The sequence below is a fragment of the Streptomyces sp. NBC_00252 genome (assembly GCF_036187565.1).
Classification (GTDB): domain Bacteria; phylum Actinomycetota; class Actinomycetes; order Streptomycetales; family Streptomycetaceae; genus Streptomyces.
In genome coordinates this window covers 2,013,608-2,038,056 of the sequence record NZ_CP108087.1, presented here as the reverse complement: position 1 = coordinate 2,038,056, position 24,449 = coordinate 2,013,608, and the positions used below count along the sequence as shown (strand labels likewise).

23 protein-coding genes are annotated in these 24,449 nt (G+C 70.4%); 11 read left to right on the top strand and 12 right to left on the bottom strand.

The genetic code is table 11. The features are described 5' to 3' along the window. Nucleotides 1–41: 41 nt before the first annotated feature. Together OHT77_RS08850 and OHT77_RS08845 are read left to right on the top strand one after the other, a co-directional pair. On the top strand, nt 42–1,004 hold the full coding sequence (locus tag OHT77_RS08850; RefSeq protein ID WP_328827544.1) for a class I SAM-dependent methyltransferase: 963 nt from the start codon (nt 42–44) through the stop codon (nt 1,002–1,004). A 127-nt stretch (nt 1,005–1,131) separates the two neighbouring features. Next, nucleotides 1,132–1,836 carry an SDR family oxidoreductase gene (locus tag OHT77_RS08845; protein ID WP_328827543.1) on the top strand — a complete coding sequence of 235 codons (705 nt, stop codon included), beginning with the start codon at nt 1,132–1,134 and terminating at the stop codon, nt 1,834–1,836. A 95-nt stretch (nt 1,837–1,931) separates the two neighbouring features. On the opposite strand, the gene OHT77_RS08840 is transcribed toward OHT77_RS08845, so the two are convergent. The 4 genes from OHT77_RS08840 to OHT77_RS08825 all read right to left on the bottom strand — a co-directional run bounded on the left by OHT77_RS08840 (nt 1,932) and on the right by OHT77_RS08825 (nt 6,905). Continuing rightward, nucleotides 1,932–2,624 (bottom strand): glycoside hydrolase family 75 protein, encoded by a 693-nt coding sequence (locus OHT77_RS08840; RefSeq protein WP_328827542.1) that lies wholly within the window; start codon nt 2,622–2,624, stop codon nt 1,932–1,934. Nucleotides 2,625–2,812: 188 nt separating this feature from the next. Then, nucleotides 2,813–3,649, bottom strand: coding sequence for an aldo/keto reductase (locus OHT77_RS08835; RefSeq protein ID WP_328827540.1), 837 nt, complete (start codon nt 3,647–3,649; stop codon nt 2,813–2,815). A gap of 114 nt (nt 3,650–3,763) precedes the next feature. Further along, a complete protein-coding gene (locus OHT77_RS08830) occupies nt 3,764–5,590 on the bottom strand; it encodes an AMP-dependent synthetase/ligase (RefSeq protein ID WP_328827539.1) in 1,827 nt (608 codons plus the stop codon). A gap of 448 nt (nt 5,591–6,038) precedes the next feature. Next, a complete protein-coding gene (locus OHT77_RS08825; protein WP_328827537.1) occupies nt 6,039–6,905 on the bottom strand; it encodes a LysR substrate-binding domain-containing protein in 867 nt (288 codons plus the stop codon). Between the two features lie 173 nt (nt 6,906–7,078). Between OHT77_RS08825 and OHT77_RS08820 the strand changes: the two genes are divergently transcribed. Then, the gene (locus OHT77_RS08820) at nt 7,079–8,095 is read left to right on the top strand and encodes a bile acid:sodium symporter family protein (protein ID WP_328834189.1); all 1,017 of its coding nucleotides are present in this window, start codon (nt 7,079–7,081) and stop codon (nt 8,093–8,095) included. On the opposite strand, the gene OHT77_RS08815 is transcribed toward OHT77_RS08820, so the two are convergent. The 3 genes from OHT77_RS08815 to OHT77_RS08805 all read right to left on the bottom strand — a co-directional run bounded on the left by OHT77_RS08815 (nt 8,028) and on the right by OHT77_RS08805 (nt 12,247). Continuing rightward, entirely contained in the window at nt 8,028–9,266 is a 1,239-nt protein-coding gene (locus OHT77_RS08815) for a hypothetical protein (protein WP_328827535.1), read from the bottom strand. The two genes, OHT77_RS08820 and OHT77_RS08815, sit on opposite strands and share 68 nt — an antisense overlap. Before the next feature lie 10 nt (nt 9,267–9,276). After that, the gene (locus tag OHT77_RS08810; protein ID WP_328827534.1) at nt 9,277–11,148 is read right to left on the bottom strand and encodes a sialidase family protein; all 1,872 of its coding nucleotides are present in this window, start codon (nt 11,146–11,148) and stop codon (nt 9,277–9,279) included. Nucleotides 11,149–11,320: 172 nt separating this feature from the next. Beyond that, nucleotides 11,321–12,247: a quinone oxidoreductase family protein gene (locus tag OHT77_RS08805; protein WP_328827533.1), complete on the bottom strand. Its 927-nt coding sequence runs from the start codon at nt 12,245–12,247 to the stop codon at nt 11,321–11,323. Between the two features lie 83 nt (nt 12,248–12,330). Here OHT77_RS08805 and OHT77_RS08800 point away from each other — a divergent pair, with 83 nt between their 5' ends. Together OHT77_RS08800 and OHT77_RS08795 are read left to right on the top strand one after the other, a co-directional pair. Continuing rightward, nucleotides 12,331–12,768: a MarR family winged helix-turn-helix transcriptional regulator gene (locus tag OHT77_RS08800; RefSeq protein WP_328827531.1), complete on the top strand. Its 438-nt coding sequence runs from the start codon at nt 12,331–12,333 to the stop codon at nt 12,766–12,768. 19 nt (nt 12,769–12,787) lie between these two features. Next, on the top strand, nt 12,788–13,336 hold the full coding sequence (locus OHT77_RS08795; RefSeq protein WP_328827530.1) for an isochorismatase family protein: 549 nt from the start codon (nt 12,788–12,790) through the stop codon (nt 13,334–13,336). Between the two features lie 33 nt (nt 13,337–13,369). On the opposite strand, the gene OHT77_RS08790 is transcribed toward OHT77_RS08795, so the two are convergent. Continuing rightward, nucleotides 13,370–14,089 carry an SDR family oxidoreductase gene (locus OHT77_RS08790; RefSeq protein ID WP_328827529.1) on the bottom strand — a complete coding sequence of 240 codons (720 nt, stop codon included), beginning with the start codon at nt 14,087–14,089 and terminating at the stop codon, nt 13,370–13,372. Nucleotides 14,090–14,217: 128 nt separating this feature from the next. Between OHT77_RS08790 and OHT77_RS08785 the strand changes: the two genes are divergently transcribed. Beyond that, the gene (locus OHT77_RS08785) at nt 14,218–15,027 is read left to right on the top strand and encodes a LysR family transcriptional regulator (RefSeq protein ID WP_328827528.1); all 810 of its coding nucleotides are present in this window, start codon (nt 14,218–14,220) and stop codon (nt 15,025–15,027) included. Nucleotides 15,028–15,141: 114 nt separating this feature from the next. Here OHT77_RS08785 and fdhD read toward each other — a convergent pair whose 3' ends face one another. Continuing rightward, complete coding sequence (fdhD, locus tag OHT77_RS08780) at nt 15,142–15,990, bottom strand: formate dehydrogenase accessory sulfurtransferase FdhD (protein ID WP_328827526.1); 849 nt, start codon at nt 15,988–15,990, stop codon at nt 15,142–15,144. A gap of 149 nt (nt 15,991–16,139) precedes the next feature. Further along, nucleotides 16,140–17,111 carry a 2-dehydropantoate 2-reductase gene (locus tag OHT77_RS08770; RefSeq protein WP_328827524.1) on the bottom strand — a complete coding sequence of 324 codons (972 nt, stop codon included), beginning with the start codon at nt 17,109–17,111 and terminating at the stop codon, nt 16,140–16,142. Nucleotides 17,112–17,308: 197 nt separating this feature from the next. Between OHT77_RS08770 and OHT77_RS08765 the strand changes: the two genes are divergently transcribed. The 5 genes from OHT77_RS08765 to OHT77_RS08745 all read left to right on the top strand — a co-directional run bounded on the left by OHT77_RS08765 (nt 17,309) and on the right by OHT77_RS08745 (nt 21,440). Then, nucleotides 17,309–17,833 carry an AAA family ATPase gene (locus OHT77_RS08765; RefSeq protein ID WP_328827523.1) on the top strand — a complete coding sequence of 175 codons (525 nt, stop codon included), beginning with the start codon at nt 17,309–17,311 and terminating at the stop codon, nt 17,831–17,833. 215 nt (nt 17,834–18,048) lie between these two features. Further along, nucleotides 18,049–19,380 carry an OFA family MFS transporter gene (locus OHT77_RS08760; protein ID WP_328827522.1) on the top strand — a complete coding sequence of 444 codons (1,332 nt, stop codon included), beginning with the start codon at nt 18,049–18,051 and terminating at the stop codon, nt 19,378–19,380. Further along, nucleotides 19,349–19,483: an MFS transporter small subunit gene (locus tag OHT77_RS08755; RefSeq protein WP_266774135.1), complete on the top strand. Its 135-nt coding sequence runs from the start codon at nt 19,349–19,351 to the stop codon at nt 19,481–19,483. The genes OHT77_RS08760 and OHT77_RS08755 overlap by 32 nt, the downstream gene beginning before the upstream one ends. A gap of 149 nt (nt 19,484–19,632) precedes the next feature. Then, nucleotides 19,633–20,571, top strand: coding sequence for a beta-ketoacyl-ACP synthase III (locus tag OHT77_RS08750; protein WP_266774136.1), 939 nt, complete (start codon nt 19,633–19,635; stop codon nt 20,569–20,571). A 191-nt stretch (nt 20,572–20,762) separates the two neighbouring features. Continuing rightward, nucleotides 20,763–21,440, top strand: a complete 678-nt coding sequence (locus OHT77_RS08745; protein ID WP_328827520.1) for a GntR family transcriptional regulator — start codon at nt 20,763–20,765, stop codon at nt 21,438–21,440. Between the two features lie 116 nt (nt 21,441–21,556). Here the strand turns inward: OHT77_RS08745 and OHT77_RS08740 are convergent, their stop codons facing one another. Further along, on the bottom strand, nt 21,557–22,954 hold the full coding sequence (locus tag OHT77_RS08740) for an OFA family MFS transporter (RefSeq protein ID WP_328827518.1): 1,398 nt from the start codon (nt 22,952–22,954) through the stop codon (nt 21,557–21,559). A 1-nt stretch (nt 22,955) separates the two neighbouring features. Then, complete coding sequence (locus OHT77_RS08735) at nt 22,956–24,344, bottom strand: OFA family MFS transporter (RefSeq protein WP_328827516.1); 1,389 nt, start codon at nt 24,342–24,344, stop codon at nt 22,956–22,958. Nucleotides 24,345–24,449: the final 105 nt, after the last annotated feature.

Here is a 24,449-nt window from a genome sequence, read left to right as displayed (position 1 = left end):
CCGGCGCAGGCTGACGGCACGCGGACGAGAGGCTGACCACCATGGCGCACGAGCACAAGCACGACCACGAGCAGAAGCAGGACGGCCGGCACGACCACGGGCATGAGCACGGTCCCGGGTGCGAGCAGAAGGCCGGCGGGGGCCGTCACCAGCACGACCACACCGCGCTCGACTGGGCTGTCATGGGCCCCCTGCTGGAGACCCAGGCGGAGTTGTTCGCGCCGCTGTACGAGCGGGCCATGGCGTGGCTCGCGAAGGAGCGGACCGACCCGGGGCTGATCGTCGACGTCGGCAGCGGACCCGGGGTGGTCGCGTGTCTGTTCGCGGAGACGTTCCCGGGTGCCCGGGTCGTCGCCGTGGACGGTTCCGAACCCCTCCTGGAGCGGGCCCGCGCCCGCGCCGACCGGCAGGGCTTCGGCGACCGCTTCGGCACGCTGACCGGTGAACTGCCCGAGGTCCTGGGCGAGTTGGAGTACCCGGCGGACCTGCTGTGGGCCAGCCGCAGCCTGCACCACCTCGGTGACCAGCGCGCCGGGCTCGCCGCGTTCGCGGAGCGGCTCGCGCCCGGCGGCACCCTCGCGATCATGGAGGGCGGCCTGCCCTCCCGGTTCCTGCCCCGCGACTTCGGCATCGGCCGCCCGGGCCTGGAGGCGCGGATCGACGCGATCGAGGCCGAGTGGTTCGCGCAGATGCGCGAGGAGCTGCCCGACGCCGTCACCGAGACCGAGAACTGGCCCGCCCTGATGGAGTCGGCCGGCCTCAAGCACACCGGCACCCGCAGCTTCCTCCTCGACCTGCCCGCCCCGGCCCCCGACCGCGTCCGCGCGTACGTCGCCACCTGGCTGACCCGGGTCCGTGACATCTACGGCGAGGCCCTGGGCGCCGAGGACCGGGCCGCCCTCGACCGGCTCGTCGACCCGCAGGACGAGGCGAGCGTGCACCGGCGCGCCGACGTGTTCGTGCTCGCGGCGCACACCGTGTACACGGCGGTGCGGACCGGCTGAGCCGGCCCGTGGTCCGGCCGGGCGGAAAGGGCCCGTGATCTCGGCGGCTTGACTTCGAGCCTGCTCAAGGTGATGAACTGCCCCTCCAACTGCGCGGAGTTCACCGATACACGGGGGGACCACCACCATGAACGACAACTCTCACGTCGCGCTCATCACCGGCGGCGGCAGCGGGATCGGCGCCGCCGTCGCCCGTCAACTCCTGGGCGCCGGGGGCCGGGTGGCGGTCACCGGCCGAAGCGAGCAGCGGCTGTACGACTTCGCCGCCCGGCTCGGGCACCCCGAGGGCCTGTTGACGATACCGGGCAGTGCCGCCGAGTACGACGAGGTGCAGGCCGCCGTCGAGACGACGCTGAAACGCTTCGGGCGGCTCGACGCGGTCGTCGCCAACGCCGGGGTCGCCACGCACGACGCGGTGGCCGACGGGGACCCGGCCGGGTGGACCGAGATGGTGCTGACCAACGTCCTCGGTCCCGCCCTGCTCATCCGGGCGTCCGTCGACGCGCTGAAGCAGACGCACGGCCGGATCGTGCTGATCGGCAGCGTCGCCGGGTTCGTGCACACCCCCGGCAACATCTACGGCGCCACCAAGTGGGCGATGACCGGCCTCGCCGAGAACACCCGGCGCCAGGTCACGGAGTTCGGGATCGGGGTGACGCTGGTCGCGCCCGGCCGGGTGGAGACCCCGTTCTGGGACGGCAACGGCAGTCTGCCGCCCGGTCATCTCCTCACCGCCGACCAGATCGCCGACACGATCCTGTGGTCGATCCGCCAGCCCGCCGGGGTCGACATCAACACCGTCGTCGTACGGCCCATCGGGCAGCCGAACTGACCCGCCGGTTCAACTGACCGACGAGCAGGGCCCGTTGCCGCGAACGGTCGCGGCAACGGGCCCCACGTGTCTCTGAAGTCAGCTGTTCCGGGGCCTCAGTTGTTCGCCAGGAACTGCTTCGCGAGCTGGTCGCCCAGGGAGACCGCCGCGCTGTGGCTCTCGATGGGGGAGACCGTCGAGTTCTTGAACAGGATGTACGTCACGCCGGAGTCGGCGCCGCCGGTCGCCGGGTCGGGGTCGATGCCGAGCGCGCTGGCCGTGGCGTACGAGGCCTCGCCGATGATGTTGGTGGGGCCGGTGTCGCCGACGACGGCGTACTCGACCTTGTTGTTGTAGATCACGGCGACCACACCGCCGCCCTTGATGCCGTAACTGGAGTACTTCCAGATGCTGCTGGAGCTGGGCACCACGATGTACGGGAGTGAATCCGCCTTCAGGGGCTGGCCGTTGGACTGGTGGAACGCCGTGTCGTCCTGGTACCAGGGGTCGGCGTTCTCGTTGCACTTCGTGGTGCGCTGGCCGTCGCAGTCGATGTCCATGTCGGCCTTCCAGAACACGGCGCCGTTCTTGCCGCAGACCGGGATGGTGGCCGAGGTCTCGTCGTCGGTGCGGTACTTGCCGTTCGATATCTGCGAGCAGGACGTCACCTTGGAGAGCAGGTCGGCCGCGCTGACCGAGCCCTCCTGTGCGGACTTGGGGGTGGCGCCGGAGGCGCTCGCGGGGAGCACTCCGGCGGCGAGCAGGGCGGCACCTGAGGCCGCGGCGAGGGTCAGTGTTCGGATGCGCACTGTGGGGGACCCTTCTGTTAGGAAAGTTTCCTGACCGGGTGCGCAACAAGGTGGCCCCACGGGCATGCTCGCGTCAAGACCCTGGTACGAACCAAGTGGGCCGGCGGCACGAAAAAACGATGCGCCCCGGAGCCGGAAGGCTCCGGGGCGCATCGCGCCACCTGGGGATCAGGCCAAGTGCCCTGGAATCAGGCCGCGTTGAACGTCGACGGGTCCGGACCCAGCCGACGGTCCTCGTTCAGCGCGCTGATCGCCGCGAGGTCCTCGGGGTCCAGGCTGAAGTCGAAGACCTCGATGTTCTCCTTGATCCGCGACGGCGTCACGGACTTGGGGATCACCACGTTGCCCAGCTGGATGTGCCAGCGCAGCACGACCTGCGCCGGGGTGCGGCCGTGCTTCTGGGCGATGGCCACGATCGCCGGGACCTCCAGGAGGCCCTTGCCCGAGCCGAGCGGCGACCAGGCCTCGGTCGCGATGCCCTGCTCCGCGTGGTACTCGCGCGCCGCGAGCTGCTGGAGCTGGGGGTGCAGCTCGATCTGGTCGACCGCCGGGATGACCGAGGTCTCCGCGATCAGCCGGGCCAGGTGGTCGGGCTCGAAGTTGGAGACGCCGATGGCGCGGATCCGGCCGTCCGCGTACAGCTTCTCGAACGCCTTGTAGCTGTCGAGGTACTTGTCCCGGGCCGGGGTCGGCCAGTGGATCAGATACAGGTCGAGGTACTCCAGGCCGAGCTTCTCCAACGAGACGTCGAAGGCGCGCAGCGTGGCGTCGTACCCCTGGTCGCTGTTCCAGAGCTTGGTGGTGACGAAGAGGTCCTCGCGCGGGACGCCGGACGCGGCGATGGCCTTTCCGGTGCCCTCTTCGTTGCCGTAGATCGCAGCGGTGTCGATGCTGCGGTACCCGGCCTCGAGCGCGGTGGCGACCGCCCGCTCCGCCTCGTCGTCCGGCACCTGCCAGACACCGAAGCCCAGCTGGGGCATCTCGACACCGTTGTTGAGGATGATCGGGGGGACCTTGCTGCTCACGAGCTCTCGATCCTTCAGTCGTCGGGTGGTACGCCTATGGTCAACGATCACGGGCCGTACCGCATTCCTGACCGCGAGATCCGGCCGTGCCCGCTCCCGGAAGGGTCTACCCGCTCAGGCGCGGTACAGCGCCTCGACCTCGTTCGCGTACGTGTTCTCGATGGCCTTGCGCTTCAGCTTCAGCGAGGGGGTCAGCAGACCGTGCTCCTCGGTGAAGGGCTGGGCCAGTATCCGGAAGGTGCGGATGGACTCGGCCTGCGAGACAAGGGTGTTGGCGGCGACCACCGCGCGCCGCACCTCGGTCTCCAGATCGGCGTCCCGCACCAGCTCGGCCGGCGACATCTGCGGCTTGCCGCGCATCGTCAGCCAGTGCTCGACGGCCTCGTGGTCGAGGGTGACGAGGGCGGCGATGTAGGGGCGGTCGTTGCCGACGACGATGCACTGCGAGACCAGCGGATGGTCCCGCACCCGCTCCTCCAGGAGCCCGGGCGCGACGCTCTTGCCGCCGGAGGTCACCAGGATCTCCTTCTTGCGCCCGGTGATCGTGAGATAGCCGTCCTCGTCGAGGGACCCCAGGTCGCCGGTGGCGAGCCAGCCGTCGTGCAGGGTCTCGTCGGTCGCCTTCTGGTTGTTGAGGTACCCCTGGAAGACGTTCTGGCCGTTGAGCCAGATCTCGCCGTCGTCCGCGATGTGCACGGTGACACCGGGGATGGCCTGGCCGACCGTGCCGTAGCGGGTGCGCTCGGGCGGGTTGGCGGTCGCGGCGGCCGTCGACTCGGTGAGGCCGTAGCCCTCGTAGATCTGGACGCCCGCGCCCGCGAAGAACAGTCCGAGGCGACGGTCCATGGCCGACCCGCCGGACATGGCGTTGCGGATACGGCCGCCCATGGCGGCCCGCACCTTGGAGTAGACGAGTTTGTCGAAGAGCTGGTGCTGCATGCGCAGGGCCGCCGACGGGCCCGGGCCGATGCCCCACGCCTTCGCCTCGACGGCGTCCGCGTACTTCACCGCGACCTCGACGGCTTTCTCGAACGGACCGGACTTGCCGTCCTTCTCGGCCTTGCGGCGGGCCGCGTTGAAGACCTTCTCGAAGATGTACGGCACGGCGAGGATGAACGTCGGTTTGAAGGCGACGAGGTCCGGCAGCAGGGCGGCGGCGTTCAGCTGCGGCTGGTGGCCGAAACGGACCCCGCCGCGGATCGCCGCGACCTCCACCATCCGCCCGAAGACGTGCGCCAGCGGCAGGAACAACAAGGTCGCCACCTCGTCGCCCCGCTTCGAGTGGAAGACGGACTCCCAGGAGTCGATGACCGTGTCCGCCTCGTACATGAAGTTGCCGTGCGAGATGACACAGCCCTTGGGTCTGCCCGTGGTGCCCGAGGTGTAGATGATCGTCGCGGTCGAGTCCGGGGTGACGGCCTGGCGGTGCCGGTGCACCACCTCGTCCTCGATGTGCGCGCCGGCCTCGTACAGCTCCTGCACGGCGCCCGTGTCGAGCTGCCACAGCTGGTGCAGTGCGGGGAGCCGGTCGATGACGGTGGCGATGGTCATCGCGTGGTCCTCGTGCTCGACCATGGCCGCCGAGACCTGCGCGTCGTGCAGCATCCAGAAGCACTGCTCGGCCGAGGAGGTCGGGTAGATCGGCACCACCTGGGCGCCGATCGTCCACAGCGCGAAGTCGAACAGCGTCCACTCGTAGCGGGTGCGGGACATGATCGCGACCCGGTCGCCGAAGCGGACGCCCCGCGCGAGCAGTCCCTTGGCGAGCGCGAGAACCTCGTCACGGAACTCGGCGGCGGTCACGTCCCGCCACTCGTCCTGCTCGTCCTTGCGGCCGAGGGAGACATGGAGGGGGTCGTCCTGGGCACGCTCGAAGACGACGTCGGCCAGACCGCCCACCGGCGGTGCCAACGCCAACGGAGGGTTGTTGAACTCGCGCAAACCCCGCTCCCCGATCCTGTTGGCACTCCCCTACAGCGCGGTGAAAGCTACCCCACGGGACAGAAGGGCGGGAGGGGGTGGGAATCCCGGGGGTTCGCGCGTCCGCACAGGTCAGCGGTGGAAAATGCCCGCACAAGGGGAAGGGCCGGACAGAAATCCTTACGGTTCCGTAGGTTTCGGGCCCGTAATCTCCACCGAATCTGTACGACCCGATTACCCCTGGCGTCCGGTCACCCGCCGTCACCCGCGCGACGCCGTCTCCTCCCGCATCCGGGAGGTGAGTGCGGTCCCGGACACGGCGACGCCGGGTGCATACCCCAACTGGCGTACGGTATTCACGGCTTCGCCCGGCATCCCCGCGCGCTCCGCGAGGGCCGCCCCCGCGATCCCGGGCGCCACGAGCCCCACGACGGCGCGGTACCCAAAACGCACCCCCCGCACCCCACCCTCAACCCCGCAGATGCAACCGATCCCCACCCGCGAGGATCGCCCCGGCCAACGCATCCGCCGCCCCCTGCGCGGAAACCCGCCGCCGCCCGTGCACCAACACGAAGTCCACCTCCCCGAGCTCCGGCAGCCCCACCCGCTCGGGCACCCGCACCAGCCCCGGCGGCACCATCCCCCGGGAGTGCGCCATCACCCCCAGCCCGGCCCGTGCCGCGGCGATCAGCCCATTGAGACTCCCGCTGGTGCACGCGATCCGCCAAGCCCGCCCCTGCCGCTCCAGCGCCTCCAACGCCAACGCCCGGGTAATCCCCGGCGGCGGATAAACGATCAGCGGCACAGGGCGATCCGTATCAAGACGAAGCCGTTCCGCCCCGATCCACACCAACTTGTCGTGCCAGACCAGCTCGCCCCGGGAATCCTCGGCCCGGCGCTTGGCCAGCACCAGGTCCAGCTTCCCCGCGTCCAGTTGCTCGTGCAGCGTCCCGGACAACTCGACCGTCAGCTCAAGGTCGACCTCGGGATGGTCGGAGCGGAACCCCTCCAGAATCTCCGGCAACCGGGTCAGTACGAAGTCCTCGGACGCCCCGAACCGCAGCCGCCCCCGCAACCGCGTCCCGGTGAAGAACGCCGACGCCTGCTCCTGCACCTCCAGCATCCGACGCGCGAACCCGAGCATCGCCTCGCCGTCCTCGGTCAGCTCCACGGAATGCGTGTCCCGGGTGAACAGCTGCCGTCCCGTCGCGTCCTCCAGCCGCCGCACATGCTGGCTCACGGTGGACTGCCGCAGCCCGAGCCGCCGCGCGGCCTGCGTGAAACTCAGCGTTTGGGACACCGCGAGGAAGGTACGCAGGTGGGAGAGGTCGTACATGCCCCCACGGTAACCGCTTATCGCGAAACGCGATGGCAGTCAGAGCGGTATGACGGATTCCCGATCAAGAGGCCGGAGAGGAGGATGGGGAGGGCACGAGTCCGCCCGGACGACGGGACGGACGTACAGCGAGGTAGTGGAGCACAGTGAAACGCCTGCGACGGCCGAGCCGGATGCCGATCGACCCCTACATCCTGCTGCTGCTCGGAACAGTGGGCGTAGCCGCGCTCCTCCCGGCCAGAGGCACCGGCGCCGACATCGCCTCGGGCGCCTCCACCGCCGCGATCGCCTTCCTCTTCTTCCTCTACGGCACCCGGCTCTCGACGCGCGAGGCCGTGGAGGGCTTCAAGCACTGGCGGCTGCACACCACCGTCCTGGCGTGCACCTTCGTGGTCTTCCCGTTGCTCGGCCTGGCCGCCCGCGGGCTCGTCCCGGTGCTGCTGACGCACCCCCTCTACCAGGGGCTGCTGTTCCTCACCCTCGTCCCGTCGACCGTCCAGTCGTCGATCGCGTTCACCTCCATCGCGCGCGGCAACGTGCCCGCCGCGATCTGCGCGGGCTCCTTCTCCTCGCTCGCCGGCATCGTCATCACCCCGCTCCTCGCGGCGGCGCTGCTCGGCAGCAACGCGGGCGGCTTCTCCGCCGACTCGCTCCTCAAGATCGTGCTGCAGCTCCTTGTGCCGTTCCTGGCCGGGCAGTTGCTGCGGCGCTGGATCGGCGGGTTCGTCACCCGGCACAAGAAGGTCCTCGGCTACGTCGACCGCGGATCGATCCTCCTCGTCGTCTACACGGCGTTCAGCGAGGGCATGGTCCAGGGCATCTGGCACCAGGTCAGCGCGGTCCGGCTGGCCGGACTGCTCGCCGTCGAGGCCGTCCTGCTCGCGGTGATGCTCGCCCTGACCTGGTACGGCGGCAAGGCGCTGCGTTTCGACCGGGAGGACCGGATCGCCATCCAGTTCGCCGGGTCGAAGAAGTCCCTCGCGTCCGGACTGCCCATGGCCAGCGTCCTGTTCGGCGCGCACGCCTCCCTCGCCGTGCTGCCGCTGATGCTCTTCCACCAGATGCAGCTGATGGTGTGCGCGGTCATCGCCAAGCGCCGCTCCCACGATCCGCTCCCCGAGGTCAGCGGGGCGGCGGCCCCAACCGCAGGGTCACGAACCGCGGTCGGTACAGCGACACGTTCCGGCTGAGGTTCAGGGCGGCCGAAGTGGCGGTCGCGTCCAGCCAGTTGACGTCGTAGCTGAGGACGAGCCGGTCGCCGTCGCCCAACTCCGGGTGCGCCTGTGGGTTGTAGGCGGCGACCTGGCCCGGCGGCAGCGGCGGGCCGAAGCTCCGGGTCGGTCCGTGCCAGGGTCCGGCGGGCGAACAGGCCCAGTACGAGGTCACGGTGGTGAGGCCCCGGCTGCCCGCCGCCATCGTGAACAGGACGTACGTCCCGCCGTCCCGCACCACCGAGAACGCGCTGCCCACACCGGTGTGCTGACCATCGCCGAGCACCGGTCGCGGCCCGGCCCGGGCGGTCCACGCCGAGCCGTCCCAGAACTCCCAGGCGTCCGGCTCCGCGAGCCGTCCCACCGGCACCCGGGCCACATACGCCGAGGAGGTCGGCCGGGCCGCGGCCTGCGCGTCGTTCCCGCCGAAGACGTACGTCCAGTCGCCCACCACGGCCGACGTCGTCCCGAACTGCACCCGCTGGGACGGGTCTTGGACCAGTTCCTGCCCGAAGACCTTCACGATCGACTCCACCCGCAGGTCGGGCAGCGACAGCGTGGCCACCTCGGTCGCGGCCGGCACCCCGTAGATCCACGGGTACGGCCCCGCCGTCCGCGTCCACAGCAGCACCCGTACGACCGACTCGGCCGAGCCGGGGGACCGGGGCTCGACGCGGGCCGCGACCGGCCAGCGCCAGGCGTTCGGGCCGGGATCGGGGAACAGCGGGGCGGGGAGCGTGAGGTGGGGGTGTCCGTCGCGCATCACGACCGCCGAATTGCGGACCAGCGGCGCGGCGGTGTCGCGCCAGGCGTACGACTCGCCGACCGGGTTGGGCGGGGCGTACACCCGGCCGAGGTAGGTGTCGGAGAACAGCCACAGCACCCTGCCGTCCGGCAGCCGCACCGAGTGGGTGCCGTCGCCGCCGGTCCAGTCGTCGGTACGGGTCTCGTCGTCGCCGTACGCGGCGAAGGAGTCGGTGAGTCTCGCGTCCGGCGACCACTCGCGGACCGTACGGGCCGTGCACGTGCCGCCGCCCTCCCCGTGGTGGTCCCGGGGGAGGGCGGTGAGCAGCACGGCCGCGAGAGCCAGGGTCAGCAGCAGGCCGACCCCGGCTCCCGTGCGCTGTCGTGCTCGTCGGTCGTCGGGCACGCCCGGGACGTTAGTGGCTGCCGCTCACATGGTCCATGGGCAGCCACAGCACGGTTCCGGCGGGAGAAGGGTGCCGCGCGGCGAGTTCGCCGTCCGTCAACAGCCGGTCCCAGACGTGGACTTCGTCGATCGACCCGGTGAAGTACTGCAGGCTGTCCATGCGTTGGCCGACGTGCACACCGAACGGCGAGTTGCGGCTCACGGAGCCCACGACGTCGGCCGTGCTCACCGTCGTCCCGTCGACGGACAGCGTCAACTGCCCGCCGCCGCGCCGCAGTACGGCCTGGTGCCACTGGCCGTCGTTGTAGGCGCCGGCGGTGACCACGGAGGTGGTGTGGACGGCTGTCGCACCGTCGCGGGTGGTGATGAGCGCCCGGACGTGGTTGCCCGCGGGCTCACCGCGCAGCCAGACCTGCGGCTGGGTGGTGCCGACCCCGCCCATCCACAGGAACGGCTGATCACCGGTCGTCGCGGTGTAGCGGAACCAGAGCGACACCGTGAAGTCCTTCGTCCCCAGCGGGAGTCGGTCGCTGTACGGCAGCCGCACGGCGTCGTCGACGCCGTCGAAGGACAGGGCGCCGCCGGACACGCCGTCGGTCTCCTGGGCGCCGCCGAGGACCGCCGCGCGTCGCGCGTGCGGGGCGAGGTCGGCGGTCGTCGGGTCCGGGCCCCGACGCGGTCGCAGCCAGGCCTCGTTGAAGCGGGCGAAGCGGATCTCGTCGGTCGCGCTCACCGCGCCGCCCTCGTAGAGCAGGCCCACGCTGTCGCCGTCGATGCGCGCCATGTCGGAGTAGCCCGACCAGTCCTTCGTCACGACCGTGCCGCGGTCCACGCTGTCCCAGGTGCGGCCGCCGTCGTAGGAGGAGCGGATCATCATCGTGCGGCGGCGGTCGGGGTCGGCGTCGCAGGACAGCAGGATGCGGGTGCCGACGCCGAGCGTCGAGCACTGGACCTGCGGGGCGTACAGGTCGGGCAGGTCGCGGAAGGGCGCGGTGAAGCTGTCGCCGCCGTCGCGGCTGACCGCCTGGGTGCGGTGGCCGAGGTCGGTGCCGTCCTGCTCGCGGCCGCTCACCAGGATCGAGCCGTCGGTGCGCTCGGTCAGCGTCACCTCGGACGGCTTCTGCCGCCAGGTCCCGTCGGCCGCTATCGGGTACGAGTCGGTCGCGCCGATCTTCCAGTGGTCGCCGCCGTCGTCGCTCACGATCAGCGCCGCGTTGTTCGCGGTGACCCGACTCCCGTCCCACGTCTCGGTGTTGACACCGAACACGAGCCGTCCCTTGTGCCGGCCGCGGGTGAGCTGGATGCCGTGCACGGGGCCCGTGGCGTACCAGGAGTTCCAGTTCGGGGGCAGGATCTCGTCGCTCAGGTCACGCGGCTGCGACCAGGTCAGACCGTCGTCGTCGCTGTACTGCAGGTGCGGGGTGCGGTCGCAGGGGACCGAGCAACTGGCGCTGTCCGTACGGCCCGTGTTGTACGTCTCGGCGAGCAGGATGCGGCCTGTCCTCCGGTCCACGACGGGGGCCGGGTTGCCGTGCGTGTCGCCGCCGCCGTGGTTGACGACCTGCAGCGGGCTCCAGGTGACGCCGTCGTCCGTGGAGCGCTTGACGACGATGTCGATGTCGGCGGCGTCACCGCAGTTGAGGACGCGGCCCTCGGCGAACGCGAGCAGGGTGCCGTCGTCGGTCCTCACCATGGCCGGGATTCGGAAGCAGGCGTAGCCCGCGTCCTGGGGAGCCTTGAAGAGGACCTGTTGGTCGAACTCGGGGGTGGGGGCGGTGGTCTGGGCGGTGGCGTGCGCGTGGCTCGGGAGCATGAGGAGCGCGGCCAAGGTGAGTGCGGCGGTGAGGGTGGATCTCAGACGTGCGCGAAGACTCGACGGCATGGTGCTTCCTGCCCTTCATTCGTCTGGACATCCGGACATCCCACGTCCAACGGGCGCGTCACAGACGTTAGTTGGGGCCTCCGGCGCCTCACAAGAAGCGTGCAGCGCTCGTCACCCCATAACTTCGCCATGCGGGACACGTGGTGAGGGAGCGTCAGGTGGGGCGGTGTTCTCAGGGGCGCAGCACGACCTTGCCGAGGTTGCTCCGCGACTCGATCACCCGGTGCGCCTCCGCCGCCTCCGCGAGCGCGAACTCCCCGTGCACGGCCGGTTCCAGGGCCCCGTCGGCGAACAGCCGCCACAACTCCTGCCGCCACCGCTCGTACAGCTCCGGCTTCCCGCGCGCGATCCGTGCCATCTGGAACCCGATCACCGACTTGGCGCCCACGAGCAGGTCGTACGCCTGGATCGTCCCGCCACCCGAGCTGTACGCCACGAGCCGACCACCCGGGACGAGCGCCGCGACGGCCGGGGTGAGCAACTCGCCGCCCACCGCGTCGAGCACGTAGTCGACGGGGTCGCCCCAGCCCGGCCGGTCCAGACGGCCGTAGGTGATCACCTCGTCGGCGCCCAGTCCGCCCACGAAGGCCGCCTTCGCCGGATCGGACACCGCGCCGACGACCCGTGCGGCACCCCGCACCCTCGCCACCTGCACGGCGAGATGGCCGACCCCGCTCGCCGCCGCCGTGATGAGCGCGGCCTCGCCGGGCTCGGGACGGGCCGCGTCCAGCGCGCCCAGGGCCACCAGCCCGCTGCGGACGAGCGCCACCGCGTCGACGGCGGAGGCGGTGTCCGGCACGGGGGAGGCCATCGCCTCGTGCAGGACCGCGAAGTCGGCGTACCCGTGCCCGAAGCACAGCCCCGTCACCCGCTCGCCCACCCGGAACCGGGTCACGTCCTGTCCTACGGCGGCCACCTCGCCCGCGATCTCGCCGCCCAGCGGGATCGGCTCGGCGGCCTCGGTCACCTTGCGGACGACGGGCAGGGTGACCCCGATCGCCTCGGTGCGGACGAGGAGTTCACCCGGGCCCGGGGCGGGGGCGGGGGCCTCCTCCAGGAACAGCGGGCCGCCGGTGGACTCGTACCGGACGCGACGCATCGCACCTCCATGGATCGTTGGGAGGTCCAATGATATTCACGATTTCATTGGGAAGTCCAACGACTTTTGGCTAGACTGCCCGCATGGCCGAAGCACCCCTCCCCGCGATCCGCTCCCTCCCCAGCTGGCTCCTCGGCCGGGCCGCCGCCCGCGGCCGGGCCCTGGTCGCCGACGCGCTGGCCGCCGAGGGGCTGAAGATGTGGCACCACGTGGTGCTCTCCGCCGTCCGCGACCTCGCGCCCGTCGCCCAGGCCGACCTCGGCCGCAGTGTCGGGCTCGACCCCAAGGACCTGGTCGGCGTTCTGAACGACCTCCAGGCCGCGGGCTCGGTCGTACGGAAGCCGGACGCGAAGGACCGCCGCAAGAACGCGGTGTCGCTCACGCCGGAGGGCGCACGGCTGCTCAAGCGGTGCGAGAAGGTGGCCCGCGCCGCCAACGACGAGCTTCTCGCGCCGCTGTCGGAGGCCGAACGCGACCAGTTCATGGGCCTGTTGATCCGGATTTCCGGTACGGACGGCTGACGGGGGCTAACGTTCCGTCATGACTCCACCCCGGACACCCGATCCCCGGCTCGCCCTCGACCCCGCGCGCACCGCCCTGGTCCTCGTCGACCTGATGGACCGCATCGTCGCGCTGCCGCTCGAACCGTACAAGGGAACCGAAGTCCTCTTCGTGGCGGAGGAGTTGGCCGCCACCTTCCGCTCCGCCGGCGCGCTCGTCGTGCTGATCCGGGTCGAACGCCCCGGCATAGCCGAACAGCCCGCCGGCAGTGGACTCGCCGACGGGCTGTACCGGGAAGGGGACCTGGAGATCGTGAAGCGGACGATAGGAGGCTTCCAGGGCACGGGACTCGACGAGCGACTGCGTGAACGGGGCATCACCACCCTGGTGTTCGGCGGGATCGCCACCAACCTCGGCGTGGAGTCCACCGCCCGTGCCGCCGGCGACCTCGGCCACCAACTCGTCTTCGTCGAGGACGCGATGAGCGCCCTCACCGCCGCCGAGCACCAGGCGTCGGTGAAGCTCGACTTCCCCCGACTGGGGTCCGTGGTGACGGCGGGGGAGGTGCGGTTCGCGGCGGGCGGCTGAACTCGTCGCCCCTGGCGTGGGGCGGCCGTCCCGTCAGGCGAGGAGCGTGCCGCCGTCCACGACCACCGTCGAACCGGTGCTGAAGCCGCCGCGCATCAGATACAGATACGCCTCGGCGACGTCCGCCGGCTCACCGATCCGCCCGACCGGCAGCGAACCGGCGACGGACTCGAACAACGCGTCCCGGTCCTCGGTGTCCATCTCCCGCCACAACTCGGTCCGGACCACACCGGGCATCACGATGTTGACCCGCAGCGGGGCCAGCTCCAGGGCCAGCGCACGGGTCAGCGACTCCATCGCCCCGCACAGCGCGGCGGCGACGGTCGTGCCGGGGAGCGGCCTGCGCGCCACGGTGCCCGTCGTCAGGACCACGGAACCCCCCTCCCGGATCGACGGAGCGCCGTACTTCACCGCCGTACAGGCACCCCAGAGCCGGATGTCCAGGAAGGCGCGGGCCCGCCCGAGGTCGGACTCCGCGAGGCTCTCCATCAGCAGCGCCTCACCGGCCGTGTAGACGAGGTGGTCGTAGCCGCCGAGCTCCGCGAAGAAGTCCCGTACGGCGTCCTCGTCGCTCGCGTCGAGCACCCGGCCCTCGGCGTCCTCCGGGAGCCGCTTCAGCGCCGCGTCCACGCTCTCCTGCCGGCGCGAGGCGACCACCACCCGGGCACCCTCCTGTCCGGCCGCCTCCGCGACGGCGAGCCCGATGCCCGCCGTACCGCCGATGACGACGATCCGCTGTCCCTGCAGTCCCATGTCCTGCCCCTTTCGCGTTGCTGTGACGGGATCCAGCCTGCGGTCGGGGGCGTCTCGCCGTCCAAGACCTCTTCCGGCGGTGGCGATACCCTGAAGGCATCGCCGACGGCGTACGGAAGGGCGGCACCATGGACCTCGACCTGCGGAAGGTCCGCTACTTCGTGGCGGTCGCCGAGCTGTTGCACTTCGGGCGCGCGGCCGAGCAGCTGCACATCGCACAGCCGGTGTTGAGCCGTCAGATCAGGGCGCTGGAGAAGGACTTGGACACCACGCTCTTCGAACGCGACAGCCACGGCGTGACGTTGACGACGGGCGGACTGCAACTCCTGGACGACGGACGGGCGTTGCTGGCCTCTGCGGACGCCACACGGCGCAGGGTGCAACGGTCCGCGCGCGGTCCGCACCGGCTCGTCGTCGGCTTCCGGGCCGGGATCGTGGTCACCCCCACCGTGCGCGCGTACGGCGCCGCCCACCCCGGCATCGAGGTCAGGGCCCGCCGGGTCGAGTGGGACGACCAGGAGCGGCTGATCCTCGACGGCACCGTCGACCTCGCCTATCTGCGCCGCCCGATCCGCGAGGAGGGCCTCACGCTGCTGCCGCTGTTCGCCGAGACCCGGGTCGCGATGCTGCCCGGCGACCACCGCCTCGCCGGCAAGCAGGACCTCGTGCGGGCGGACCTCGACGGCGAGACCTGGCTGCGGTACGCGGACCAGGGCCCGGACGACGTGCCGATCCGCAGCATCGAGGAGAAGTTCGAGGCCGTGGCCTCCGGCGCGGGCATCACCCTGGTCCCCGTCTCCGTGGCCGAGCAGTACTCGCGCCCCGACATCACCTACGTGCCCGTCACCGACGCCGAGCCCGACGAGGTGGTGCTGGCGTGGGAGACGGCCCGGCGCTCGGCCCTGGTCGCGGGGTTCGTGGAGAGCGTGCGGGGCTGAGGGGACCGGCCTTCACGGCGGTGAGGTGAGGGACGGGCTGAGGCGGGGCCCCTGCGGCGCAGGGGGCGCTCCCCGCCGGTCGGGGCCCCGCCGCCGTGACGCGGGGCGCGGGCCTCAGCCCTGGGTGGCCGTGGCCTGCAGGGCGATGCGGTCCTCGCCCGCGTACACGTTCATGTTGCTGCCGCGCAGGAAGCCCACCAGGGTCAGGCCCGTCTCCGCCGCCAGGTCCACGGCGAGCGACGAGGGCGCCGACACCGCCGCCAGCACCGGGATGCCCGCCATCACGGCCTTCTGGGCCAGCTCGAACGAGGCCCGGCCCGACACCAGCAGGATCACCCGGGACAGCGGCAGGTCGCCGTTCTGCAGGGCGCGGCCCACCAGCTTGTCGACCGCGTTGTGCCGGCCCACGTCCTCCCGTATGTCCAGCAGGTCGCCCGCCTCGCTGAACAGCGCCGCCGCGTGCAGACCCCCGGTCCGGTCGAAGACCCGCTGGGCCGCGCGGAGCCGGTCGGGGAGGCTCGCGAGCAGCGCGGGTTCGACACGGACCGGGGGAGTGTCGGCGATGGGCCAGCGTGCCGTCGTACGGACCGCGTCGAGGCTCGCCTTGCCGCACAGGCCGCACGAGGACGTCGTGTACACGTTGCGTTCCAGCGTGATGTCCGGAATGACGACCTCGGGAGACGTCCGTACGTCCACCACGTTGTACGAGTTCGAACCGTCTACGGTCGCCCCCGCGCAGTACACGATGTTCTGCAGATCGTATGCATTCGCCAGTACACCTTCGCTGACCAGGAACCCGGCCGCGAGCGCGAAGTCGTCGCCCGGGGTGCGCATGGTGATCGCGAGCGGCTTGCCGTTGAGCCGGATCTCCAGCGGTTCCTCGGCGACCAGGGTGTCGGGGCGGCTGGAGACCGCGCCGTCCCGGATCCGGATCACCTTGCGTCGTTCCGTGACTCGTCCCATGTCCTGATCAGCCCCGGTTCTGTACGTACTGGTGGCCGGAACGGCCCTTGCTGCGGAGGTCGCCGCGGGTCACCGGGCGGTCGTGCGCGGAGGCGACCTTCGCCGTCCCATTGTCCTGCACGTGCCGTCCCGCAGACGCGGGCGGCTCCTCACGCGGCGCTCCGCAGCGCGAGGAGGTCCGAGATGGCGTGCACGGTGCGCAGGGTGGGGACCTCCACGCCGGTGATCTCCGCCAGTTCGACCACGGCCGCGAGGAGTACGTCGAGTTCCAGCGGCTTGCCGCGCTCCAGGTCCTGGAGCGTCGAGGTGCGGTGGTCGCCGACGCGCTCCGCGCCCGCGAGCCGCCGTTCGATGGAGACGCCGACCTCGCAGCCCAGGGCCTCGGCGACGGACAGCGTCTCGGCCATCATCGTCTCGATGACCTTGCGGGTGCCGCCGTGCAGACACATCTGCCGCATGGTGGCGCGGGACAGCGCGCTGATCGGGTTGAAGGAGATGTTGCCGAGCAGCTTGAGCCAGATGTCGTTGCGCAGGTCCGGTTCGACCGGGCACTTGAGCCCGCCGGCCCGCATCGCCTCGCTCAGCGCCAGACAGCGCGCCGAGACGCTCCGGTCGGGTTCGCCGATCGAGAACCGGGTGCCTTCGAGATGCCGGACAACTCCCGGTCCCGCCAGCTCCGTCGCCGCGTAGACGACACAGCCGACGGCCCGTTCGGGCGCGAGCACCGCACTGACCGCGCCGTCCGGGTCCACGCTCTGGATGCGCTGGCCGTCGTAGGGGCCGCCGTGCGCGTGGAAGTACCACCAGGGGATGCCGTTCTGGGCGGCGACGACCGCCGTGTTCTCGTGCAGCAGGGGCTCGATCAGCGGCCCGCACGCCGCGTACGAGTTGGCCTTCAGGCCGAGGAGGACGAAGTCGACCGGGCCGATCTCGGCCGGGTCGTCGGTGGCGTGGGCGCGGGCCGTGAAGTCACCGCGCGGGCTGAGCACCTGGACACCGTGCTGCCTCATGGCCGCGAGATGCGGTCCACGGGCGACGAGATGCACATCGGCGCCCGCACGATGGAGCGCGGCACCGACATAGGCGCCGATCGCACCGGCGCCGAGGACTGCGACTTTCACCGGAGACTCTCCGTTCGGTCGAGGGAGTACCGCGGAGGTGGCTGCCGCCGTGCCCGGCACCCGGCGGAGCCGGAGGCGAACACTGTCGACGAAATATTGTCTACAGTATGGAGGATGGGGCGGCAAGGGTTCCGGCAGGGACTGGAACCAGGGGAAGGGCGGGAGGAGCGACCCCGCGCCGCGCTAGCGTCGGATCCATGATCGTATGGCTCAACGGCACCCACGGCGCGGGCAAGACGACGACCAGCTCCCTCGTGCAGCAACTGCTCCCGGAATCAAGGGTGTTCGACGCCGAGAAGGTCGGCGAGACGCTCATGGACATCACACCCGGACTGCCCGCGACGGACAACTTCCAGCACTGGCCGCCCTGGCGCCCACTCGTCGTCGAGACCGCCCGCCACGTCCTCGACTACACCGGCGGCACGCTGGTGGTCCCCATGACGGTCCTGGTCGAGCGGTACTGGCGCGAGATCAGCGCGGGTCTCGCCCAACACGCCATCCCGGTACGGCACTTCGTCCTCCATGCCGACCAGGACACCCTCCGCGCCCGCATCGCGAGTGACACCGTCCTCGGCCCCGACTCCCCGTTCCGCCTCCGGTACCTTGAGCCTTACGCCGAAGCGGCCCGCACCTGGCTGCATCGCGAGGCCGAGGTCGTCGACACCACCCACCTCACCCCCGCCGAGGCCGCCCGGCGGATCGCGGAGTCCGTGCGGGGCTGAGGCGCGGCCGGTGCACGAGAAGCGGCGCGGGAACAAGTGCGGGAACAAGAGCGGGAACAGGCTTTGCGGGCGGGCGAGTTCAGGTCCGCGGACCGGTGCGAGAGCGGCCGTGGGAACGCGGCGGCGACCGTTCGGCGCAGTCTGCATACCGTTCATCGCATACGGTCGACCCGCCGCCTTCTCAACTCCCTTGCCGCTCCCTACCGTCCGGGATCATGAGTCCCCCCGTCGCACCCCCGGCGTGGAGCCGCTGGCTGGTTCCCCCCGCCGCCCTCTCGGTACACCTCTCCATCGGCCAGGCCTACGCCTGGAGCGTGTTCAAGCCGCCGCTCGAATCCTCGCTCAACCTCAGCGGCACCCAGAGCGCGCTGCCCTTCCAGCTCGCCATCGTCATGCTCGGTCTGTCGGCCGCGTTCGGCGGCACCCTCGTCGAGCGCAACGGGCCGCGCTGGGCGATGACCGTCGCCCTGATCTGCTTCTCCTCCGGCTTCCTGATCTCCGCGCTCGGTGCGGAGACGAAGCAGTTCTGGCTGATCGTCCTCGGCTACGGCTTCGTCGGCGGGATCGGCCTCGGCATCGGCTACATCTCGCCGGTCTCGACCCTGATCAAGTGGTTCCCCGACCGGCCCGGCATGGCCACCGGCATCGCCATCATGGGCTTCGGCGGCGGCGCGCTCATCGCGTCCCCGTGGTCGGCCCAGATGCTGAAGTCGTTCGGCGCCGACAACACCGGCATCGCGCAGTCGTTTCTCGTCCTCGGTCTTTCGTATGCGGTCTTCATGACGCTCGGCGTCCTGCTCGTGCGGGTGCCGCGCACCGAGAAGCCCGTCGCCGACGCGCCCAGCGTCCTCTCGGGCGTCCAGGTCTCGGCCAACACGGCCGTCCGCACACCGCAGTTCTGGTGCCTGTGGGTCGTCCTGTGCATGAACGTGACCGCGGGCATCGGCATCCTGGAGAAGGCCGCCCCGATGATCACGGACTTCTTCGCGGACACCTCCACCCCCGTCTCCGCGTCGGCCGCCGCCGGCTTCGTCGCGCTGCTCTCCGCGGCCAACATGGCGGGCCGTATCGGCTGGTCGTCCACCTCCGACCTCATCGGCCGCAAGAACATCTACCGCGTCTACCTCGGCGTCGGCGCGGTCATGTACGCGCTCATCGCCCTGTTCGGCGACTCCTCGAAGCCGCTGTTCATCCTGTGCGCGCTGGTGATCCTCTCCTTCTACGGCGGCGGCTTCGCGACCGTACCCGCGTACCTCAAGGACCTCTTCGGGACCTACCAGGTCGGCGCGATCCACGGCCGGCTGCTCACCGCCTGGTCCCTGGCCGGTGTCCTCGGACCGCTGATCGTCAACTGGATCGCCGACCACCAGAAGGACGCCGGCAAACACGGCGCGTCCCTCTACGACACGTCCTTCATCATCATGATCGGGCTGCTCGTCGTCGGGTTCGTCGCCAACGAGCTCGTCCGGCCCGTCAACGCCCGCCACCACATCCCCGCCCCGAGGGAGGCCGCCGATGTCGAACGACAGCAGTCAGAGTCCGCCTGACCGGAGGCCGCTCATCGCCTTCGCCTGGCTCTGGGTGGGCGCCCCGCTCGTGTACGGCGTGTACGAACTCGTCCTCAAGGCGAAGCAGCTGTTCACCGGCTGAATGTTCGGGCGACACCGTCCATCACAGGATGGATGACAGAAGCCGACAACCCGGACGGCAGTTTCCTGTGGCATCACCTGCCGCCGTACCCGCGAGTCACTGGCAAGACTGGTGGATCCCGCTACCCAAGGCAACGAGGGGAACCACCCATGAACGGCACGCGGATCGCCGCCGTCGGCCACTACCAGCCCGCCAAGGTGCTCACCAACAAGGACCTGGCGGGCCTGGTCGACACCAGTGACGAGTGGATCACCTCCCGGGTCGGCATCCGGACCCGTCACATCGCCGGGCCCGACGAGCCCGTCGACGAGCTGGCCGCGCACGCCGCCGCCAAGGCCCTCGCCGCCGCGGGCCTGACGCCCGGCGACATCGACCTGGTCCTCGTCGCCACCTCCACGGCCATCGACCGCTCCCCGAACATGGCCGCCCGCGTCGCCAACCGCCTGGGCATCCCGTCGCCTGCCGCCATGGACATCAACGTCGTGTGCGCCGGGTTCACCCACGCCCTGGCCACCGCCGACCACGCCGTCCGCGCGGGAGCGGCCACCCGCGCCCTGGTCATCGGCGCCGACAAGATGTCCGAGGTCACCGACTGGAGCGACCGTACGACGTGTGTCCTCGTCGGTGACGGAGCGGGCGCCGCCGTCGTCGAGGCCGCGGACGAACCCGGCATCGGCCCGGTGCTGTGGGGCTCCGTGCCCGAGATGGGCAACGCGGTACGGATCGAGGGCACGCCCCCGCGGTTCGCGCAGGAGGGCCAGAGCGTCTACCGCTGGGCCACCACCCAGCTCCCGCCCATCGCCCGCAAGGCCTGCGAGAAGGCCGGCCTGACGCCCGCGGACCTCGCCGGAGTCGTCCTGCACCAGGCGAACCTGCGCATCATCGAGCCCCTCGCGGAGAAGATCGGCGCCGTCAACGCGGTCGTCGCCCGCGACGTCGTCCAATCGGGCAACACCTCGGCCGCCAGCATCCCGCTCGCGTTCTCGAAACTCGTCGAACAGGGTGCTATCCGGACCGGCGACCCGGTCCTGCTGTTCGGTTTCGGCGGAAATCTGTCCTACGCCGGCCAGGTCGTCCGCTGCCCGTGACCTGCGCCTCCGAGCGACGCGGCACCGGATGTGACGAGGCCGACTCCCGTGTTCTCTGGCCAGTGCGCGCCGTAGACTGTAGACGATAGACAATCGATACTGGGTGGTACGGCTCCGGCCGTCCGTCCACTGTCCGCCGTCCGCTGTCTACTGTCTGCACCATGCCGATGCTGCCCAGGAGGGGGACCGCGATGTTGTCGCAAGGACTGCCGCAGGGGGCGGTGCCCAAGCTCGAACGTCCGGGCCCGCTGCGCGACCGCGTCTACGAAGCGCTGCTCGAACTCATCACCACCCGCGCCCTGCAGCCCGGCCAGCACCTCGTCGAGAGCGAACTCGCCGGGCACCTCGGGGTGTCCCGGCAGCCCGTGCGGGAGGCGCTCCAGCGGCTCAACACCGAGGGCTGGGTCGATCTGCGGCCCGCCCAGGGCGCGTTCGTGCACGAGCCCACGGAGGAGGAGGCCGACCAACTCCTCACCGTACGCACGCTGTTGGAGGCCGAGGCCGCCCGGCTCGCCGCCGTCAACGCGGGCAAGGCGGGCATCGCCGTCCTGGAGGAGCTGTGCGCGGAGGGCGAGCGCGCGGTCGACGCCGACGACGTGGACGCCGCCGTCGCCATGAACGCCCGCTTCCACGCGAAGATCATGGAGCTGGCCGGGAACGCCGTCCTCGGCGAACTCGCCGCGCAGGTCGACCGCCGGGTCCGCTGGTACTACACACCGGTGGCCCGCCAGCGCGGCCTGACGTCCTGGATCGAGCACCGCCGCCTGATCGACGCGATCGCGGCCCGCGACGAGCTGCGCGCCGGCCTTCTGATGCGTGAACACACCGAGCACACCCGCCGGTCGTACCACGAGCGCCCCAAGTCCTGACCCCGGGACGGGTGTCGGCGCGGGGGCGGCCCGCTGTGTCGGTGCCGACGCGGCGCGATGGCCCTCCCGACCGGGGAGGGCCACCAGCTGGTCCGACGACCGTGACGTACGAACTGTCAGGCCGCGGGCTGTGGTTGGGGAGCCTTTGTCAACTCCCTGTCTCCGCGCCCTGGTTGGCGTAGCAGCAGGGCGATGGCCGCCGCCACCATCGAGATGCCTCCCGCCAGTGCGTACGCGCCGTTGTAGCCCCAGGCTGCCACGACCATCGAGCCGAGGCCGCCGCCGAACAGACCGCTGACGAGCTTTCCGCTGTACACCAGACCGTAGTTGGTGGCGTTGAAGTTCTCGCCGAAGTAGTCCGGGGTCAGGGCGGCGAACATCGGGTAGAACGCGCCGCCGCCGAAGCCGGAGAGGAAGGCGAAGAACAGGAACAGCCACTCACTGCGCAGATGGCCGGCCCAGATCACGCCGAACTGGGCGAGGCCCAGCACCAGAATGACGAAGACCAGGGTGAGTTTGCGCCCCCACAGGTCGGACAGCCAGCCGACGACGGCGCGGCCGATGCCGTTGATGACGGCCATGATGCCCATCGACGACGCCGCCACCAGCGGGCCGAAACCGACGTCCTTGGCGAAGTCGACCTGGAAGGAGATCCCGAAGATCGACACCCCGGCGGTCAGTACGATCGACAGCCACATCAGGGGCAGCATGCCGGTCCGGATGGCCTCCTTCGGGGTGAACTGCTTCACGGCGGGCGGGTTCTTGGCCAGGGTCATCGCGCTCTTGTCGTTGCCGCCGTAGGTCAGCGGGTCGATGTCGGCGGGCCACCAGTTCTGCGGCGGGTCCTTGAAGAAGAACGCGCAGCCGAACACCACGATCAGGATGTAGCACCCGATCAGATCCAGGACCCGGTGGTAATTCCCGGTGTCGAAGGCGTAGTTGAAGATGAAGATGAACGGCAGCGAGCCGTACGCGAAGCCGCCGTTGACGAACCCCGTGCGGGCGCCCCGCCGTTCGGGGAACCACTTGCCGACCATGTTGATGCAGGTCGCGTAGACGAGCCCGGCACCGACACCGCCGATCACGCCGAAGCCGACGATCGCCAGCCACACATTGCTCAGGTGCGACAGGGCCAGGAAGCCGATGACGCACAGCACCGAGCCGATGAACATCGCCCGGCGCGCCGTCAGGATGCCCTTCTCGCGCATCCAGCCCGCCGGGAAGGCGATACCGGCCTGGAAGAAGACCCAAATGCTCAGGATCCAGAAGGTGTTGCTCTGCGTCCAGCCGTGCGCGCTGGACAGGGTGTCCTCCGCGGAGCCGTACGCGTACTCGAAGACACTGATCGCCATCATGGCGATCCACGGCAGATAGATCATGATCTTGCGCGAGTGACCGAGGATGTCCCGGTCGGTCTCGCCGACGCGGTAGACACGGCCGTGGGCGTCGGTCACTTCACGATAGGGACGGTTCGCGGCGCCGGAATCGTTCGTGGTGATGGGATCTACGGTCATGTCACGCCATCTCCTCGCCGAGCGGGTGCGGATTGGGCACGATGCGCCGGGCGTCTGGCCTGCCCGGAGCCTTGAGGAAGAGCGCCAGCACAGCGGAGGCCAGGCCCACCGAACCGGCCAGGACGAACGCGCCGTGGTAGTCCCACTCACCCACGACGACCGCGCCCAGACCGGAGCCGACGAGCCCCGAGATCAGCTTCGAGCTGTAGACCATCCCGTAGTTGCTGGCGTTGTTGTTCTCACCGAAGTAGTCGGCCGTCATGGCGGCGAACAGCGGGAAGATCGCCCCGCCGCCGAAACCCGAGACCATGGAACAGAACAGGAAGAACGGCATGCTGCCCATCTGGCCCGAGACCAGCACACCGAACTGGGCCGTCCCGAGCACGAGACACACGATGATCAGCGTGTGGCGGCGGCCGTAGCGGTCGGAGATCCAGCCGATGACCCCGCGCCCGGTGCCGTTCACGATCGCCTTGAGGGACATCGCCGTGGCCACGATCCCGCCCGCGAAGCCCATGTCCTTGCCGAACGGCACCTGGAAGGCGATGCCGAAGATGTTGATACCGGCCGTGCACAGCAGACAGAACCACATCATCCAGAGCACGGGGGTACGGGCGGCCTCCTTGGGTGTGTACTGCTTGACCGCCGGCGGGTTCTTCTCCAACGCCCGCCGGATCCTGGGGTCTTGGGCCGCCTTCAGCGGATCGACGTGCGCGGGCCACCAGTTCTTCGGCGGATCGCGGAAGAACCAGCCGGCCGACGCCACCACCAGACAGAGTCCTACGCCGACCAGGCTCAGCAGCACCTTGTAGTTGCCGAGGTCGAGCACGGAGGTGAAGAGGAACACGAACGGCACGGAGCCGTAGGCGAATCCGCCGTTGACGAAGCCGGTCTTGCCGCCCTTGCGCTCCGGATACCACTTGCCGACCATGTTCACGCAGGTCGCGTACACCAGCCCGGCGCCGATCCCGCTGCACATGCCGAAGCCGAAGTAGGCGACGAGCACGTTCGGCGCGAACGCCAGCGCCAGATAGCCCAGCAGCGTGCCGAGCGCGCCGAGCAACATGGCGGTACGCGCCGGGAGTCGACCACTCTCACGAAGCCGCCCGGCCGGGAAGGCCACGGCCGCCTGGAAGAACACCCAGACGCCCATCAGCCAGAAGATGTGCCCACTGCTCCACAGATGCGCGTCGTGGAGCGTGTCCTCCGCCGACGTGAACGCGTACTCGGCGGAACTGATGCCCATCATGCCCACCCAGGGCAGGACGACCATCCACTTGCGCGCCCGGCCCATGATGTCGGCATCGGACTCCCCGATGCGGTACACGCGGCCGTGACGGTCCGTCACTTCCCTGTAGGGGACGGACGTCTCGCAGTCCGTTGTTGCCATTGCTCAGTGCCCCTCGCGTCGAAAGTTCTGGCCAGCGCCCCCTGTCCATCGCCTTTCGCGTGCGCACGGGTCCCCGGGGCCGGCCGACCGCACTGTCGGCCGGCC